This window comes from Paenibacillus sp. N22P23, from assembly GCF_059383735.1.
Map to the genome: position 1 here is coordinate 119,194 of NZ_JBXENT010000009.1, position 16,145 is coordinate 135,338.

General features: G+C 49.3%; 17 protein-coding genes. 14 read left to right on the top strand and 3 right to left on the bottom strand.

The window, feature by feature from the left end; all coding sequences use genetic code 11:
- Positions 1-104 precede the first annotated feature (104 nt).
- From AC506A_RS25840 to AC506A_RS25865, 6 genes are all read left to right on the top strand, one after another.
- Positions 105-1,313: an amidase domain-containing protein gene (locus tag AC506A_RS25840; RefSeq protein WP_495463872.1), complete on the top strand. Its 1,209-nt coding sequence runs from the start codon at positions 105-107 to the stop codon at positions 1,311-1,313.
- A gap of 70 nt (positions 1,314-1,383) precedes the next feature.
- A complete protein-coding gene (locus AC506A_RS25845; protein WP_495463873.1) occupies positions 1,384-2,574 on the top strand; it encodes a D-alanine--D-alanine ligase in 1,191 nt (396 codons plus the stop codon).
- A gap of 92 nt (positions 2,575-2,666) precedes the next feature.
- Entirely contained in the window at positions 2,667-2,984 is a 318-nt protein-coding gene (locus tag AC506A_RS25850; RefSeq protein WP_495463874.1) for a hypothetical protein, read from the top strand.
- On the top strand, positions 2,981-3,982 hold the full coding sequence (gene uvsE, locus AC506A_RS25855; protein ID WP_495463875.1) for a UV DNA damage repair endonuclease UvsE: 1,002 nt from the start codon (positions 2,981-2,983) through the stop codon (positions 3,980-3,982). The genes AC506A_RS25850 and uvsE overlap by 4 nt, the downstream gene beginning before the upstream one ends.
- Positions 3,983-4,126: 144 nt before the next feature.
- The gene (fabI, locus tag AC506A_RS25860) at positions 4,127-4,897 is read left to right on the top strand and encodes an enoyl-ACP reductase FabI (protein ID WP_495463876.1); all 771 of its coding nucleotides are present in this window, start codon (positions 4,127-4,129) and stop codon (positions 4,895-4,897) included.
- 323 nt (positions 4,898-5,220) lie between these two features.
- Positions 5,221-5,379, top strand: coding sequence for an anti-repressor SinI family protein (locus tag AC506A_RS25865; RefSeq protein ID WP_495463877.1), 159 nt, complete (start codon positions 5,221-5,223; stop codon positions 5,377-5,379).
- A gap of 1 nt (position 5,380) precedes the next feature.
- Here the strand turns inward: AC506A_RS25865 and AC506A_RS25870 are convergent, their stop codons facing one another.
- On the bottom strand, positions 5,381-5,725 hold the full coding sequence (locus AC506A_RS25870; RefSeq protein WP_495463878.1) for a helix-turn-helix domain-containing protein: 345 nt from the start codon (positions 5,723-5,725) through the stop codon (positions 5,381-5,383).
- 549 nt (positions 5,726-6,274) lie between these two features.
- Here AC506A_RS25870 and AC506A_RS25875 point away from each other — a divergent pair.
- The 6 genes from AC506A_RS25875 to AC506A_RS25900 all read left to right on the top strand — a co-directional run bounded on the left by AC506A_RS25875 (position 6,275) and on the right by AC506A_RS25900 (position 10,910).
- A complete protein-coding gene (locus AC506A_RS25875) occupies positions 6,275-7,237 on the top strand; it encodes a hypothetical protein (RefSeq protein ID WP_495463879.1) in 963 nt (320 codons plus the stop codon).
- Positions 7,234-7,818 carry a signal peptidase I SipW gene (gene sipW / locus AC506A_RS25880; protein WP_495463880.1) on the top strand — a complete coding sequence of 195 codons (585 nt, stop codon included), beginning with the start codon at positions 7,234-7,236 and terminating at the stop codon, positions 7,816-7,818. The genes AC506A_RS25875 and sipW overlap by 4 nt, the downstream gene beginning before the upstream one ends.
- A gap of 87 nt (positions 7,819-7,905) precedes the next feature.
- Positions 7,906-8,583, top strand: coding sequence for a TasA family protein (locus tag AC506A_RS25885; protein WP_495463881.1), 678 nt, complete (start codon positions 7,906-7,908; stop codon positions 8,581-8,583).
- A gap of 282 nt (positions 8,584-8,865) precedes the next feature.
- A complete protein-coding gene (locus AC506A_RS25890) occupies positions 8,866-9,708 on the top strand; it encodes an inositol monophosphatase family protein (protein WP_495463882.1) in 843 nt (280 codons plus the stop codon).
- 99 nt (positions 9,709-9,807) lie between these two features.
- Positions 9,808-10,218: a GntR family transcriptional regulator gene (locus AC506A_RS25895; protein ID WP_495463883.1), complete on the top strand. Its 411-nt coding sequence runs from the start codon at positions 9,808-9,810 to the stop codon at positions 10,216-10,218.
- Positions 10,215-10,910 carry a DUF5808 domain-containing protein gene (locus AC506A_RS25900; protein ID WP_495463884.1) on the top strand — a complete coding sequence of 232 codons (696 nt, stop codon included), beginning with the start codon at positions 10,215-10,217 and terminating at the stop codon, positions 10,908-10,910. The genes AC506A_RS25895 and AC506A_RS25900 overlap by 4 nt, the downstream gene beginning before the upstream one ends.
- A 522-nt stretch (positions 10,911-11,432) precedes the next feature.
- Here AC506A_RS25900 and AC506A_RS25905 read toward each other — a convergent pair.
- Positions 11,433-12,749: a glutamate-1-semialdehyde 2,1-aminomutase gene (locus AC506A_RS25905; RefSeq protein WP_495463885.1), complete on the bottom strand. Its 1,317-nt coding sequence runs from the start codon at positions 12,747-12,749 to the stop codon at positions 11,433-11,435.
- A gap of 138 nt (positions 12,750-12,887) precedes the next feature.
- The gene (locus AC506A_RS25910; protein WP_495463886.1) at positions 12,888-13,970 is read right to left on the bottom strand and encodes an LCP family protein; all 1,083 of its coding nucleotides are present in this window, start codon (positions 13,968-13,970) and stop codon (positions 12,888-12,890) included.
- Positions 13,971-14,231: 261 nt separating this feature from the next.
- On the opposite strand from AC506A_RS25910, the gene AC506A_RS25915 reads away from it, so the two are divergent.
- Both AC506A_RS25915 and AC506A_RS25920 read left to right on the top strand, forming a co-directional pair.
- On the top strand, positions 14,232-15,350 hold the full coding sequence (locus AC506A_RS25915; protein ID WP_495463887.1) for an ABC transporter ATP-binding protein: 1,119 nt from the start codon (positions 14,232-14,234) through the stop codon (positions 15,348-15,350).
- Entirely contained in the window at positions 15,347-16,141 is a 795-nt protein-coding gene (locus AC506A_RS25920; RefSeq protein ID WP_495463888.1) for an ABC transporter permease, read from the top strand. The genes AC506A_RS25915 and AC506A_RS25920 overlap by 4 nt, the downstream gene beginning before the upstream one ends.
- Positions 16,142-16,145: the final 4 nt, after the last annotated feature.

The window sequence follows — 16,145 nt, forward strand, 5'->3', positions numbered from 1 at the left end:
GTCCAAGGAAAAACATGGCTATTGTTACGCGCGAACCGCTCACGCACGCATCAGGCGTTCGGTTCTGTGCTGTCCTTATGGTAGAAACAAGGAGGGGAACCAGCGTGCCGCGAACGCGAATATGGGTCGGAACCAATAAACCTGCAGCACCGAAAAAAAGTACCGTGCAGAGCCGGGCGACTCTACTGGGAGCGGAACCGAGAAGCAGCGGCAAACGGAGTCGCAGCCGCGAGACTCAGCCGGAGTCGCCATCTCAAGCTTCATCATCGCAGTCTCAGCTAGAAGGCTGGAAGGCTGCCGTTCATCGCTACGTGAAGCTGTACAATCAGGCCGAAATCGATCGTTATGCGCCGCCGTTTGAAGAAATCATCCGAGATGAGGATCACTTGCACCGGTTTACGCAGCGCCTTGACCGGCTGCGTGAACAGGAGCTGCTTCGCGGCGTTCTTCCTTCACGCAGCGAGACGAGCGCCGAGCTTATCCGTATCAGCGAGTCCAGTTCGCGGTCGGAGGTGGTGGTGCTTATTGAGCTGCGCATCAAACGAACGATTGATCATAATGGGCGTACGTATCAGGAGGAACGCTGTGATCGTGAACGGCTGTGGCTGAGCGCCGAGGAAGATGAATATGTTATCTCCCGTATCGAGCCAATCGTCTCGGAGCGGCGGCCGCGCTACAGCTCGTCCGATGCCATCCTTGCCGCTGAGCTGATGCAGGAGCGGGAAGCTTCCGCAGGCAGCCAGCAGCAATCCATACCTTATATAAATTATGATGTTTTGCCGTTTTTCAAACATAGTCGTGCGGGTATCAGGTACAGGAGGGATTTGGCTGCCGCTTATGCCGATCGTTGGTGGAACGAACCTAATCCTTCTTATGAGAATTTTGAGGTAAACTGCACCAATTACGTGTCCCAATGTCTCTTTGCAGGCAGCGCACCGATGAACTATACTGGTAAAAGGGATTCCGGCTGGTGGTACCGCGGCTTCAGCGGCGGCCGAGAAAATTGGAGCTACAGTTGGGCTGTATCCAATGCACTGAAGACTTATTTGTCGGCTCCTCACAGTTCTGCTTTGCAAGCGACTGTTGTCGATTCCGCCGATCAGCTTGCCCTTGGCGATGTGATCACGTATGACTGGAGCGGCGATAACCGATTCCAGCACAGTACGGTTGTGACTGCATTCGATGCAGCCGGCATGCCGCTTGTGAATGCCAACACGGTTGCAAGCCGTCACCGATATTGGGATTATCAGGATTCCTATGCATGGACGGAGCAAACGAAATACCGTTTTTTTCATATTGCGGATGAGTTTTAACTGCGCATTAACCCAGGATAGTATGACAACCCATACGCATGGGAATTTTAACATAACCGGAGGATGAATCATGGGGGAGAAAGTGCGCGTAGGACTTGTTTACGGAGGACGCTCAGGCGAGCACGAGGTCTCTCTACAAACCGCTCTTGCGGTCATGAAAGCTTTTGACTACACCAAATACGAAATTAAACCTTTCTATATTGCCAAAGACGGCGAGTGGCGCGCAGGGGATACGCTGCTGGCTCCGCCAAGCGCTTTGGACCAACTGCGTCTTGCCGGCGTTGATGCAATCATCGGCACAAGCGCGCTTATGCCGGTATTCGGCGGACAATCGGATAATCAGGACGCGTCTATCGCGATCTCTTCGGTGCCAGGTGCTGTGACGATATCTTCCGTGGGTCAACAGGTTGATGCGGTTGAAGCATCGGAAGACGGTCAGATTGACGTCATATTCCCGTTGCTGCACGGTACATTCGGTGAAGACGGCACGATTCAAGGCTTATTCGAAATGGCGAATATCCCCTATGTCGGCGCAGGCGTCCTGGCCTCGGCAGTCGGCATGGACAAAATCACAATGAAGAAGGTTTTCGCACAAGAAGGGCTGCCCCAGTGTGTGTACCGCTACTTCAACCGCACGCAGTGGCAGAAGGATTCGGACTTTTACATGCTGGAAATTGAAACTGCGCTCGGTTACCCTTGCTTCGTGAAGCCGGCGAACCTTGGTTCAAGCGTTGGGATATCCAAAGCTCGCAACCGCGAGGAGCTGGTTGCTGCGGTGGATTACGCGCTTCGCTTTGACCGTAAGGTCATCGTTGAAGAGTTTGTCGACGCACGTGAAATCGAAGTGAGCGTGCTTGGCAACGATGAGCCGCGCGCTTCTGTTGTCGGCGAAATTACGTCTTCTAGCGAGTTCTACGACTATAAAGCCAAATACATCGATGGCAAATCGATGATGCATATCCCGGCCAACATTCCGGCTGAAGTATCCGATTCCGTTCGCGAAATGGCGCTTCGTGCGTTCCTTGCGATTGACGGCTCCGGTTTGTCGCGTGTCGACTTCTTCATGCGCAAGGAAGATGGCCAGCTGTTTATCAATGAAGTGAATACGATGCCCGGCTTTACGCCGTACAGCATGTATCCACTAATGTGGAAAGAAAGCGGCGTTCCGTACACGGAACTTCTCGATACATTGATCGCGCTCGCGATTGAACGTCACGCAGAAAAGCAGCTTATCGATTATAGCGGAGGAAGTCCGGCTTAGACGCCGGTTTTCCCCGTTTTTTTGTACCATATACATAGCTCACGGCAACCGAAGATTTTACCACGCTATTATCAACCATTGGAGGTTTGTTCATGGGATTCCAAACCGAGTTTAATTCTGTATGCAAATTCAAATCGAAGCAAGAGTTATACGAGCTGCTGGAATACGGCCGCGGCAAAATGGTAAAGAGCGGCTTCCGCGTTTACCCAACCGGTCAGAAGGTCATAGCTTACACACCGGAGAACGAGGCTATTGCAATCGTGAAGATCCGCGTTTCTATCGCTGAAATTAATTTTCAAGGCGAGGAAGTAACCGAAGTGGAAATGGATCTCGTTCGTAAACTGACGGACGAAGAAGCGCGCGTGCAGACGGCGCTGGCTTATGAAATGTTCTTCGGGGATCAGGCATGATTGTTCGCTTCGGCTTCGTTGCCATGAGCGTATTGCTGGATAACGCTTCGCCCTCGCGGACGATGACGTATGCGACATTTTCCAAGCTGGATGATCGTGAGGCTGCGCTGCGCAGGCTGGAGCGGATTGCGGAAGATAATCTTCGCACGACGCTTCGCTTGATGCGGCATTGTGTGGGTCATGACGTGTTTGTGTATCGCATGACCTCGAAGATGATTCCGCTTGCCACACATGATGCGCTGAAGGATTGGGATCCATATCCGCCGCTGGAGCAAGCTTTCGCAGAGATTGGGCAGTATGCGAAGGAGAAGGGAATGCGGCTTTCGTTTCATCCCGACCACTTCTGCGTATTCAGTACGCCTCGCCCGGAGGTGCTGGCTAAGTCCAAGGAGGATTTGGAGTACCACGTTCGGATGCTGGAGCATATGGGACTCGATGAGTCAGCCAAATGCAACATCCATGTCGGCGGTGCATATGGGGACAAGCCTACATCTGTCGAGCGGTTTGTGCAGCAGTTCGGTCAGTTGGACAATCGAATTCGCAACCGGATCACACTTGAAAATGACGACAAAACGTTCACCGTCCGCGAAACGCTCGGCGCTGCCGAAGCGGTAGGAACACCGATGGTGCTGGATATCCACCATCATGCGGTCAATGACGGTGGCGAAATGGACAGTACGTTATATGGTGAGCTATGGCCGCGCATTCTGCGGACATGGACGGGGCCGGACGGGCAGCCTTTGGCACTGCCGCCAAAGCTGCATGTATCAAGCCCGAAGAGCGAGCGTGATCCGCGCGGCCATGCCGACAATGTGGACGTAGGCCCGCTGCTGCGATTTCTGCGGGAAACGGCAGGCTCGGTCGATCAGCTGGATGTCATGATTGAAGCCAAGCAGAAGGATGCGGCGCTGCTGCAGCTCATGGCGGATATGCGCCAGCTGGAAGCCGAAGGGGCGGGCATTCGCGTCATCAACGGTGGGAGTATTGAGATAACCTAAGGGACAGGAAAAGCTTGATCTTTTCGGTCCCTTAGGTTATTTTTGGTTAAGGAAGCGCTATCATTCTTGAGTTTCCCTAAGGTGCTATCACACCCTGGTCAATCATCATAGGCTCACAAATATTCTCGAGAGGATTGTGAAACGATGAATGGATTATTAGCAGGGAAAAATGTGCTTGTTATGGGTGTGGCGAATGACCGCAGTATTGCCTGGGCAATTGCTCAGTCGCTTGCTGCACAGGGGGCTCGCCTAGCTTTTACATACGAGAATGAGCGTGTAGAGGAACGGGTGCGAAAGCTGGCTGAGACGATTCCGGGCTCTTTGTTCCTACAGTGCAATGTCACGGTGGATGAGGAAATCGAGTCGCTCGCGGTACAGTTGAAAGAATCGTTCGGTGTACTGCATGGTCTTGTTCATAGCATTGCTTTCGCGAAAACAGAGGAGCTTGACGGCATGTACGTCGACACCTCACGCGCAGGCTTCGCTTTGGCACACGATATCAGTGCCTACTCGCTTGCGGCCGTTGCCCAGCGCGTACATCCGCTAATGACAGAAGGCGGCAGTATCATGACGATGACGTACCTCGGTGCCGAGCGTGCGCTTCGCAACTACAATGTAATGGGCGTGGCGAAGGCAGCGCTGGAAGCTTCGGTTCGCTATCTTGCTGCTGATCTTGGTCCGCATAATATCAGGGTGAACGCGGTATCGGCAGGACCAATCCGGACGCTGGCTGCCAAAGGAATCAAGGATTTCAACTCGATCCTGCGCCAAGTGGAAGAGAAATCACCGCTTCGCAAAACGACAGAAGCAGCGGAAGTCGGCGACACGGCGATGTTCTTGCTCAGCCATCTGTCCCGTGGGATTACAGGCGAAATTATTTATGTGGATAATGGTTATAATATTGTTGGGGTATAACGCAGGAGCGTAAAGGATATAAGCGATTCTTGGAGGGAAGTCGGCAGGTGCCGGTTTCTGTTCGGGGGTCGTTTTTTTTTGCATGTACTTGCTATTATTCTTGTTTCTTCGACAAGACTTGAAGGGGGTGCGAACAGTAAAATGCAGCAATTATGCGGATTAGAGAACAATATAAAATATTTTGCGGACAAGCACCGTTCGACAGTATTTTCTGTATACAGATTGTAACATAGTAATGGGACGAGGATCACATATTTGGGCATATATACCTAATTGTCCCTCGCTGTTAGGAAGAGAAATGACATGCTGGAGGTTCAAAGGTGATGTTAATTCCTACTAAAGATGAAGTCATTGAATCTGAATGGGTTTCCTTATTGCTTCAGGCGAAAGCCATCGGACTGACGATCGAAGAAGTAAAGCAATTCATTGAAAGTAGTAATCACAACTATGATTGTAGACGTGAGTTAGAGAGAATGATGTGACTTAATTGGTACCGTCGTTATTCTTTTTCCACTTTTGAAATTCTAAAAACTCTTTGAACTGACTCTTACTGATGCCTGATGCCATGGCTTCCTTCAGGAGGAGCTGCCAGTCCGCGTCAAGTTGTTGTGCAACCTCAGAAGTATCGCCGTTAATAATGGAGTGGATGGATACGTCCAAAGCAGTTGCCACTTTCTCCAGAAATTGAATGGAAGGATTAGATTGAAGGCCGCGTTCTACACTGCTTATATAAGATTTCGCTACTTCAGCTCGTTCCGCAAGTTCAGTTAATGAAATCCCTTTCTCGTTTCGGAGCTGTTGGATTCGTTTGCCGATTTCTTCAATCATTTACATGCATCCTTTTTTTGGGGAGAGTCGAGTAAAAGCGAGATGAACGAATAAAACTTACAAATACCTACACGGCTAATAACATCTTAAGGTGAAGCTTTTGATTTGTAAAGCGTTACGTTAGGTTAATTAACCCGACTCCTATTCATAAGTTACAGATCCGGCCATATGGCCGGATTTTTTTGTTGTGGAAACCATATGAAATGCGGGTTTGTTCGTTATAATGAACAATATCGGAGGAAACGAGAGGAAATAATAGGAATTAGGTGATTATCTATGATAATTCGGGAGTTTTGTTCTTAAATAAGAATATTTGACGTTATTCAAGACTTTTCAAAATTAGGGGTCTTGGGCTATATTAAATGTGCAAGACGTTCTCAATAACGAACGAAAATGTTCTTTGTAAAGGTAAGGAGGGGCTTCTTGCTAAAGAGATCTGAAAGACTAAATCGAAGGCGGAAAAATCCAAAACATAAGATACTCATACTAACAATGAACACATTCTCAATCCTCTTCCTGTTATTCGTTACCATATCGAGCCGTACAGGAATGACCTATGGATTCTTTACATCTACAGCTGAAGTAAATGGTGAAATTGGAATTTGCTCGGTATATCCAAGCGAGATCGAGAAGCTGCTGAGCCAATTCGTACAGCACATGAACTTGGCCGAGGCTGATTACTTAAGTATATCTGGTTATCCAGGTTCAACTAGCGAAGTGATCACCGATTTGACCTTAATAGAACTATCAGATGAGCAACTCAACCAATTGGCCAGTGCACTAAGCTCACAGCTAGAAATCATTTCAAGCCAGCAGCAATCCATTGCTAGCCTATCGACTGCAAATGCATCAGCGTTGGAAAGCGCACAAAATGAACTTACTTCAGCTTCTGCAGTGCTGGAACAACTTTCCGGCTATATAGGAAGCGTTAGCATGAACTGCATTACACCTAACAATGCTTCTAGCTTGGATAATTTCCTGGCTTCTATTCAAGGAAATAACGTCGCTTCAGAAGTTTTGAAAGAGCAAGCTCAGTCCATTTATGGAGCATTATCAGGCAGTCTACCGGAAATTAGCACCCTACAATTCCGTGTCAATGCCCCCGAAACGATTAGTGCCAATGCCGCAGCCGGCTATCAAGAAGCACAGCAATCACTAAGTGCTGCTAACAGTACATTAATCCAGCGGAATTCCGATTTGCAGCAGCAGCTTGCGCAAATAAATGATGAAATCGCTAATCGGGAGAAAGCAAAGGCTGAGGCAGAGATAGAAATTGATGCTGCTGAACCAACTGATGAGCAGGCAGATATAACTGAATTAGATGAACCAGTTTCGGAACAGACTCAGGATGAAGCAACCGATCAGAAACCATTACAACCCCAAGAGCCTTCAGAGACTCAAGATACTCCGTTACCTATTCTTTCAATGGGGCAAGAGGATAAAGCTGAATCCCCCACGGATACGGGAACGACTCAAACCAAGTCCAATGAATTAGGCGGTGTAACCAAATGAAATTATTGAAATCAATCATGAGTAAAGCTGTAACTGTGCTTTTGGTGAGTGCATTCCTCATTGTGGCCTTCTCTGTTGTCGTCTCTAAAGCATCTGGAGGAGCGCCTAAATTACTAGGATATGAGATCAAAATTGTATTATCGGGCTCTATGGAACCGGGTATACAAACAGGATCAATCGTAACAATTAAGCCTGGCGGCGATATGAACCGCTTCCAAGTCGGTGATGTCATCACCTTCAAGGACATGGAAGATCGGCTTATAACTCATAGAATTGCTGCAGTCGCAACCAAGGATGGACAACAGGTTTACACCACCAAAGGTGACAACAATCCAACAGCTGATATGAACCCTGTTCCAGCTGATCGTATTGAAGGTCAATATACAGGATTCACAATTCCTTATGTAGGTTATGGTATGAATTTTTCGAACACCAAAGAAGGCAGCCTTATGCTGTTGCTAGTACCAGGACTGCTGTTTCTCCTCTACTCCATTGTGACCATCTGGAAAGCCATATCTGAACTGGAGAAAAAGAAGTCAGTTCCGGCTCCGCCTACTACTAATCCTGATGCTTTATCGTAACTTTGGTTGTCCTCCTTGTGAGATTTCGCAGGGATACAATAAATATTACACACCTCAAATAAGAGGAAAATAAGGGAGGAAATGAAAATGAGTCTTAAAGTTAAATTGGGTCTTGGCTTGGCAACTGCAGTGATGGGTATTTCGCTGATTGGTGGAGGTACATTTGCATACTTCTCCGCAACAGCTAATACAACAGGTACGTTTGCTGCAGGTACGATTGGCTTGAGTGCAGGATCAGTGCCTGGTGGTTCGAGCTCGATTATTAATGTAAGCAATATCAAACCAGGGGACTCTTGGTTAAGAGATTTTGCCCTTAAAAACACAGGTACTGTTGATATTGGTAAAGTACTTTTGAAAACAAGCTATACAGTTGTTGATAACGGAACAAACAATACAGAAGATTTCGGAAGACATATTCGTGTTGATTTCTTGCGAAACACGAGTACAGAAAATCCACCTACTACAGCTGCAAATTCGATAGTATGGTCTACATCTCTTTATGATCTTCAATCTATGACACCTGACACTGTTGTAGCTAACTTAGTAGATACTTTTGGGGATGCAGATAGTGGGCTTTCAAATGGAACTCTACTATGGCCAGTAGGCGAAACAAATAATTTGATTGTCCGATTTACTTTCTTAGAAAGTGGAGCAGCTAATCAAAATCAATTCCAAGGTGACACACTGAACCTGAAATGGGATTTTGAAGCTAGAACTACACCAGGTCCAAATGGACTGACGGATCCAATTGGAATTCAACCGTAAATTATAATGTGACAAATAACCATTTAGTGAATGCAGTGTAACTTTGTTACACTGCATTCACTTTTGTAGTTTCGCACCTCGTGTAGCCGAATCAGGCGATACGAGGTGTTTTTCTTTTAATATAATAATCGTACCTTAAGGTCGCTAGCTATAAGGACATATATTGGAGTAAAATAGGTAACGATGTTTGTTATTGATCTCAACGGAACTTTGTCCAGCCATTTACGTATTGTACAAGTACGAAGTAGTAAATGAACTCATAGAAAGTAGCGTGGTTTAACCATGAGTGAGCATGTTATCGGAGGTAAGAGCTTTACCGCTGTCGCGATTAACTGTGCAGCGAAAGCCGGAGAATGGATAAAGACGAAGCTTGGCAACCATACAAGCCTATCGCTTAAATATTCCGCACAAGACCTGGTCACCGAAGTGGACAAAGGCGCGGAGGCAATGATTCGCAACTTGGTGATGACGCATTTCCCTCAGCATTCTTTTCTAGGCGAGGAAGGCGTTCAGCCGGGGCCGGAGGCATCGACCAAAGCACTGCAAAGCGTTAGGGATGCAGAGTATCTATGGATCGTAGATCCACTGGACGGAACGACGAACTTCGTGCACGGCTTCCCTTTCTTCTCAGTTTCGATAGCGCTTGCACATAAAGGCGAGGTTATCGTTGGCGTCGTATACGATCCCATCCGGGATGAATTGTTCGTAGCGGAGAAGGGGAAAGGCGCTTATGTGCGCGGTCGTCGCATGGGCGTATCCGCAGAGGAAACGCTGCGTGACAGCTTAATCGCCACAGGCTTCCCGGCGGATCAAGAGTATGCGCTTCCGCTCAATATGAAGGGGCTTCAAGCGCTAGTGCCGCAAGTGAGGAATATTCGTTCCGGCGGCTCGGCAGCGCTGCATATGGCGTATGTTGCATCGGGACGACTCAGCGGCTTCTGGGAGATCGGCCTGAATTCATGGGATTTGGCAGCAGGTGCGCTGCTGATTACAGAATCCGGCGGACGGGTAACAGATGTAAAAGGCAGTCCGTATGATTTGGGTGTACGCCATGTGGCAGCTTCAAACGGACATATCCATGACGAGTTTGTGCAAGCGCTCCAGCAAGCGGAATCAGGCAGCTAAGTAAAGAGAACGTCTCTGCAACCGTCAAGAATGACGGGAGAAGAGGCGTTCTTTTGCATATGATAGCGTAAGAAGCTTTCATGGGGGGAGGCGGGCAGGATGTTTATTGAGCTCGATGTGCATGGAGACGTGCCGCTTCAGGAGCAAATTGCGCACCAAATCATAGCGGGGATTGCCTCCGGAGCACTGAAGCCAGGCAAAACCTTGCCTTCGGCAAGGCGGCTTGCTTCGGATTTGCGGGTGAAATCAACGGTTGTTCATAAAGCCTATCATACGCTGATGTCGGAAGGGTTTCTGCAGGAGCGTTATGATGGCAAATTAGGCGTACTCATCCCTGCACTTAACGAAATGCCGCGAGTAACGGACGGCTACAGGGATCGGCTTGCGAAGCAGCTGCGTGCATTGGCGGCGGAGGGTCGGGCCAGAGGGATGACAGAAGCTGAATTCAGCAAAGCATGTTTGAACATATATCGAAGCGATTTGACGACGATGGGAGATTCACTGGAATGAAGACGGATCACAAACAGTCGGTTGCACCCGGCTGGTATTTGCTGCAAGTCGTACTTATAGCAACATCTGCATTATCTGCTGTACTACTGTGGGACCGGATTCCGACTACGCTGGCGGTGCATTATAATATCGCATTTCAACCTGACCGCTACGCCGCGAAGGGCTTTGGTACCGTGTTTCTATTCAATATCGTGCAGCTGTTTCTACTTGCCTTAATGATGGGAGCAGACTTCGTCGTTAAGCATGCCAAGCAGCAAGCAGGGCCGGAGATGACGAGCGAGAAGAGGCGGCACTATCGGTATGCGAACAGTGTTTTTCTATATGGACTGTCGCTCTTGCTTGTCTTGTACTTTAGTTATGTACAAGCAACCACATTGTACGGCTGGTCAAGGCCACTGCTAGTAGTGGTTACCATAGCCCTGTTCGTAATCATTATTGGAGGCCTGATTGCCCTGATTATGGTGGTGAGAAGGCTTCGATTACCGCAAAATGGGGATGGCGCGCTTGGTGAAGAGGGGCACTGGCTTGCAGGCGGTATCTACTATAATCCGCAGGATCCGACTGTCTTTGTACCAAAGAAATATGGTATTGGTTGGACGTTGAATTTCGGGAGGCCGATGGGGTGGCTGGTTATCCTAACGTTGTTGGCGATTCCGTTCCTCATAGCCGGTGTGGTTGCGCTGATGGAATAGTGGGTTCATTGGCGCGAATGGCCAATCACCACCTTCACATCAGCAACTCCAAGCCGGCCTTTCATTAGCCAATCGCCGCCTTCGATTTTCTAACGAATCGTAGAAGCCTTATTTGAGTGAAAAGAGCTCCTCAATAATTCTAACGAATCACAGAAGCCTTATTTGGTGGAAATGGGCAGAAATACCCGTGTTTTGGTGCAAATAAGGCCTGTAGGATTCGTTAGCATTTCAAATCGCTGCTATTTGATGAAATAAGGCTCGTACGATTCGTTAGAATTATGGGGGTTCGAAAAGTGAAAGCGCGCTAACGCATCTGACCGTTTGACACGAAGCGAAGCTCTGCAGCTGCTGCAATCTGTTTCATATACTGAAGCAGCTCAGCTGCAGTCTGTTTCATACAGATGAAATGTATTACCGGGAAGACGCAAATCCCAACGGATGTGGGAAGAAGGCCCGGACCGAGACCAAATTCATAACAAAAAAGGCTGAACAGGAGACCTACTCCTATTCAGCCTTATTCATTTATCGCGCCATCGCGGCAAAAGCTTTGTCAGCAGCGGCAATCGTCGCTGCGATATCCTCTTGCGTATGAGCAGTGGTTAGGAACCACGCTTCATACTTGGATGGTGCAAGGCAGATGCCTTGATCCAGCATGAGGCGGAAGAACTCAGCGAACTTCTCGCCGTCCGTATCCTGCGCTTCATCGTAATTAGTAACGGGATGATCGCAGAAATGAGCGGAGAACGAGCCGCGAATGCGGTTGATCGTAAGCGCGATGCCATGCTTGTCCGCCGATTGCTGCAGCGCAGCGGCAAGCTCTGCGGCCTGCGCATCCATGCGCTCATATGCGCCGGGCTGCTGCAGCACTTCCAAGCAGGCAATCCCAGCGGAGATGGACGCCGGATTACCGGCCATCGTACCCGCTTGGTAAGCAGGTCCAAGCGGCGCGACCTGCTCCATTACATGCTTGCGGCCGCCGTAGGCGCCGATTGGCAGGCCGCCGCCGATGATTTTGCCAAGCGCTGTCAGGTCAGGCTCAATTGCGGCATGATCCGGGAATGCGCTGTAGGTTTGCGAGCTGCCGTAGTGGAAGCGGAATGCACTGATGACTTCATCATAGATGACAAGGGCTCCGGCATCACGGGTCATTTTGCATAACCCTTCAAGGAATCCCGGCTTAGGCATTACCATACCGAAGTTGCCGACGATCGGCTCAACCATGACGGCTGCAACCTCATTGCCGAAAGTGTCCAGTGCTACGCGGAGGCCGTCAAGGTCATTGAAAGGCACCGTGATTACTTCGCTGGCAATGCTCGTTGGCACGCCTGCGCTGTCGGGAATACCGAGTGTAGAAGGACCGGAGCCTGCCGCAACAAGCACAAGGTCGGAATGGCCATGGTAGCAGCCGGCGAATTTAATGATTTTGCTTCGTTTCGTATAAGCGCGAGCGACGCGAATGGTCGTCATAACGGCTTCGGTGCCGGAGTTGACGAATCTCACTTTATCCATGGAAGGGATCGCTTCCTTCAGCATGCGGGCCAGCGTGATCTCTAGCTCTGTCGGTGTTCCGTAGAGTGTGCCGTTAGCAGCCGCGGTAGTGATCGCCTCCGTGATATGCGGATGTGCATGCCCGGTAATAATCGGACCGTAAGCGCACAAATAATCGATATAGCGATGGCCGTCAACATCCCAGAAATGCGCACCTTGCGCGCGTTTCATAAATACAGGCGCACCGCCGCCTACTGCTTTAAACGAACGGGACGGACTGTTGACGCCGCCGACAATATGCTCAAGCGCTTCGGCATAAAGCTCCTCCGAGCGCGGTCTTTGAATGGACATGGTGAAACCTCCTAAAAGTTATACGCTGCTGCCTGAATGACATGCAATACCTTATTGTAACCCCGAAAACTGCGGCATTACAACAAAAGAGAGGGTGAACAGACCGCTTTGGTCCATTCACCCTCGTTGCTGTGAGCATTATCTGCTTCCGTTTGCCGTATTACCGTCCGCGTTCGAACCGGAGTTCGTTCCATTGCCTTCGGCCCCATTGCCGCTGCCTGCAACGGCCGGTGGAGTAATGGTTGAATCCTTCGTCAGTTCATCTTGCACGAACTGCAGAAGTTCGCCTTCATCACGCACAGCAAGTACAGAAGCACCGCCGGCTTTCTTGTCGCCGATAAGCTCCATTGGCGGTACTTGCGCTTGGCCAGCAATATGCGTTTGAACACCGAGCTGTCCAAGTTTGATCATGTCGGAAACCTCTATATTGGATTCTACATAGGGTTGAATGCTATCCACAATCTTCTTCATCTTCAGCAGGTTCCAGCCGCTCTTCATCTTGTCCGCAACTGCATTCATCAGCTTGCGCTGACGCTCTGTACGAGTGAAGTCACTCATTGCATCGTGGCGGAAACGAACATATTGAAGTGCCGTCTCTCCGTTAAGATCTTGAATGCCTTTCTTCAAGTGAATGTCATATCTATTACCATCCGCATTATCGACATAATTCATATTCTTCTCAACTTCGAAGTTCTGAATGCCGTCAATTGCATCGATGAGGGATTTGAATCCTTCGAAGTCCGTATACACATAATATTGAATATCGAGACCAAGCAAGCCGCCGATGGTCTTCATAGCTAAATTAGGACCGCCAAGCGCCAGTGCCGTATTAATCCGGCCATCTTCATGACCTTCGATGTCCACGTACGTATCGCGCAGCACGGAGAACAGATGCGCTTTCTTCGAAACCGGGTCAACCGAAACGACCATCATGGAGTCGGAACGAGCCGTTTCGCTTTTCTTCAAGCCGCGGTTGTCGCCGCCCATGATGAGGATGTTGACGCGTTCTGTACCTTCCCATTCCGGAGGCTTCTCTTCTGCCACCTCTTCGAATTGACCGAAGCGGGATTCTTCCTTTGGCTTGCTGAAGCCGTCGAGTCCGTTATAGACACCGACACCTTGATAAACGAAATATCCGACTACCGCAGCAATTGCGACAAGTCCGCCAAACAGTGCCCATTTCCACGGCTTTTTCTTCTTATTTTTCTGGGAGCGTGACATTAAAGTTCTGTTCCTCCTTGTAATAGGTCCGTGTGCGGATGGAGAATCTGTAACCGACACGAAGCAGGGGTAATGAGACCTAATAAAAAAACTATGATTTAGGGGTAAATGACCGATGCTGATAAATTCACTATAGCATTACATATCATAAAATTATAAAATGGTTTGTCGTAGAGAAGCAAGTTTTATCTGATAGAATCGAAAAAGGCAGATATTTCCCAGGAAATGTCGAAGGCGAAGAAGAGAGGAGCTAAGCATCCTATGCTGGCAATAGATGTAAGGGATTTGCGCAAACAGTTCCAGGTTCAGAAGAACCGTGAAGGTCTCGGCGGTGCCCTGAAGGATCTGTTTAGACGGGAATACAATGATATTACAGCCGTCAAAGATATCACATTTCAAATCCCACAAGGTGAGATTTGCGGCTACATAGGCGAGAACGGGGCAGGCAAATCAACCACGATCAAGATGCTGACAGGCATTCTTGTGCCGACCTCAGGTCATTTGCAAGTAAACGGCTACGTTCCCTATAAGGAGCGGGAAAAATTCGTGCGCGAGATTGGCGTTGTTTTCGGCCAGCGCAGTCAGCTTTGGTGGGATCTCGGCGTAATTGAGTCGTTCCAACTGCTTCGCAAGGTGTACCGTGTACCTGAAGCGGAATTCCGTGCGCGGCTTGATGAACTGGTGGAGCGGCTGCACCTTGGAGAACTGCTCAATCGTCCTGTGAGGAAGCTGAGCCTTGGTCAGCGGATGCGCTGTGAGCTTGTTGCGTCGCTGCTGCACAATCCGTCAATTGTGTTCCTTGATGAGCCGACAATCGGACTCGATATTGTGGTGAAGACGGAAATTCGGGAGTTTTTGAAAAAAATCAACCGCGAGCATGGCACCACAATTCTGCTTACCACGCATGACCTGCAAGATATTGAAGCATTGTGCTCACGCGTTATTATGCTTGACGATGGACGGATTATTTATGACGGCAGCTTGGATGAGCTGAAGTCCAGATGGAGCAAAGGCCGCGAGCTGCAATTCCAATTTGGCGAGCTGCCGCCGCAGGATGTGTTGAAGCAGCTGACGGAAGGCTTAGAAGGCGTCCACTGGACGATCGACAATGAACTGACAGCAACGATGTGGCTGCCGCATGAAGTTAATGTGTCGGATGCCCTTGCCCGTGTTGTCGGAAGCCGAGCGGATATTCGCGATATTAAGATCACGGAGACGAACACGGACGATATCGTTCGTGAGATCTATCAGTCCGGCTCCGCTTCAACCGAAGCGACGGAGAAGCTGAGCCAAAGCTCGGTAACGGCAGAAGCCGTCAGCGAGGCTAGCAAAGTGCCGGTTGCTGCTGCCTCGGATAGGGAGAAGGAGCCGGAATCATGAATAGCGCCTACCTAGATCTCATTCGTATTCGGTTTCTCATGATGCTGGCGTATCGCGTCAATTACTACAGCGGTATTGTCATCTACACGATCAATATCGGAGCTTACTATTTCTTGTGGGAAGCGATTTACGGCGAACAGAAGCTGCTTGCCGGATTTACACTGGCCCAGATGACGACCTATGTGGCGGTCTCTTGGATGGCGCGGGCGTTCTACTTCAATAACCTCGACCGCGAAATCGCCAATGAAATTCGCGATGGCAGCGTGGCCGTCCAATTCATTCGGCCATATAACTATTTGTTAGTGAAGCTGATGCAGGGCTTCGGCGAAGGACTGTTCCGCTTGCTGCTATTCATGGGGCCGGGACTTGCGATTGTTTGTCTGATTTTTCCGGTGAAGCTGCCGACCGATCCCGGCGTATGGGGCATCTATGTGGTGATGCTGCTGTTCAGCTTCTTAATCAATACCCAAATCAATATGCTCGTGGGTTTGTTTGCCTTCTTCGTGGAAAATAACGAGGGCATGCTGCGGATGAAGCGCGTTGTCGTTGACTTGTTCTCAGGCGTTATCGTGCCGATTTCCTTCTTCCCAGGGTGGCTTGCCGTCACGATGAAATGGCTGCCATTCCAAGCAATCACGTATCTGCCAAGCTCTGTCTTCACCGGCCGAACTGTAGGCGATGACGTGCTGCGAGTGTTAGGAATTCAATTGATCTGGTTCGTTGTCTTAATCATTCCCATCGCATGGGTATGGCGTCAGGCGCGGTCCCGATTGTTCGTGCAGGGAGGTTGATTAA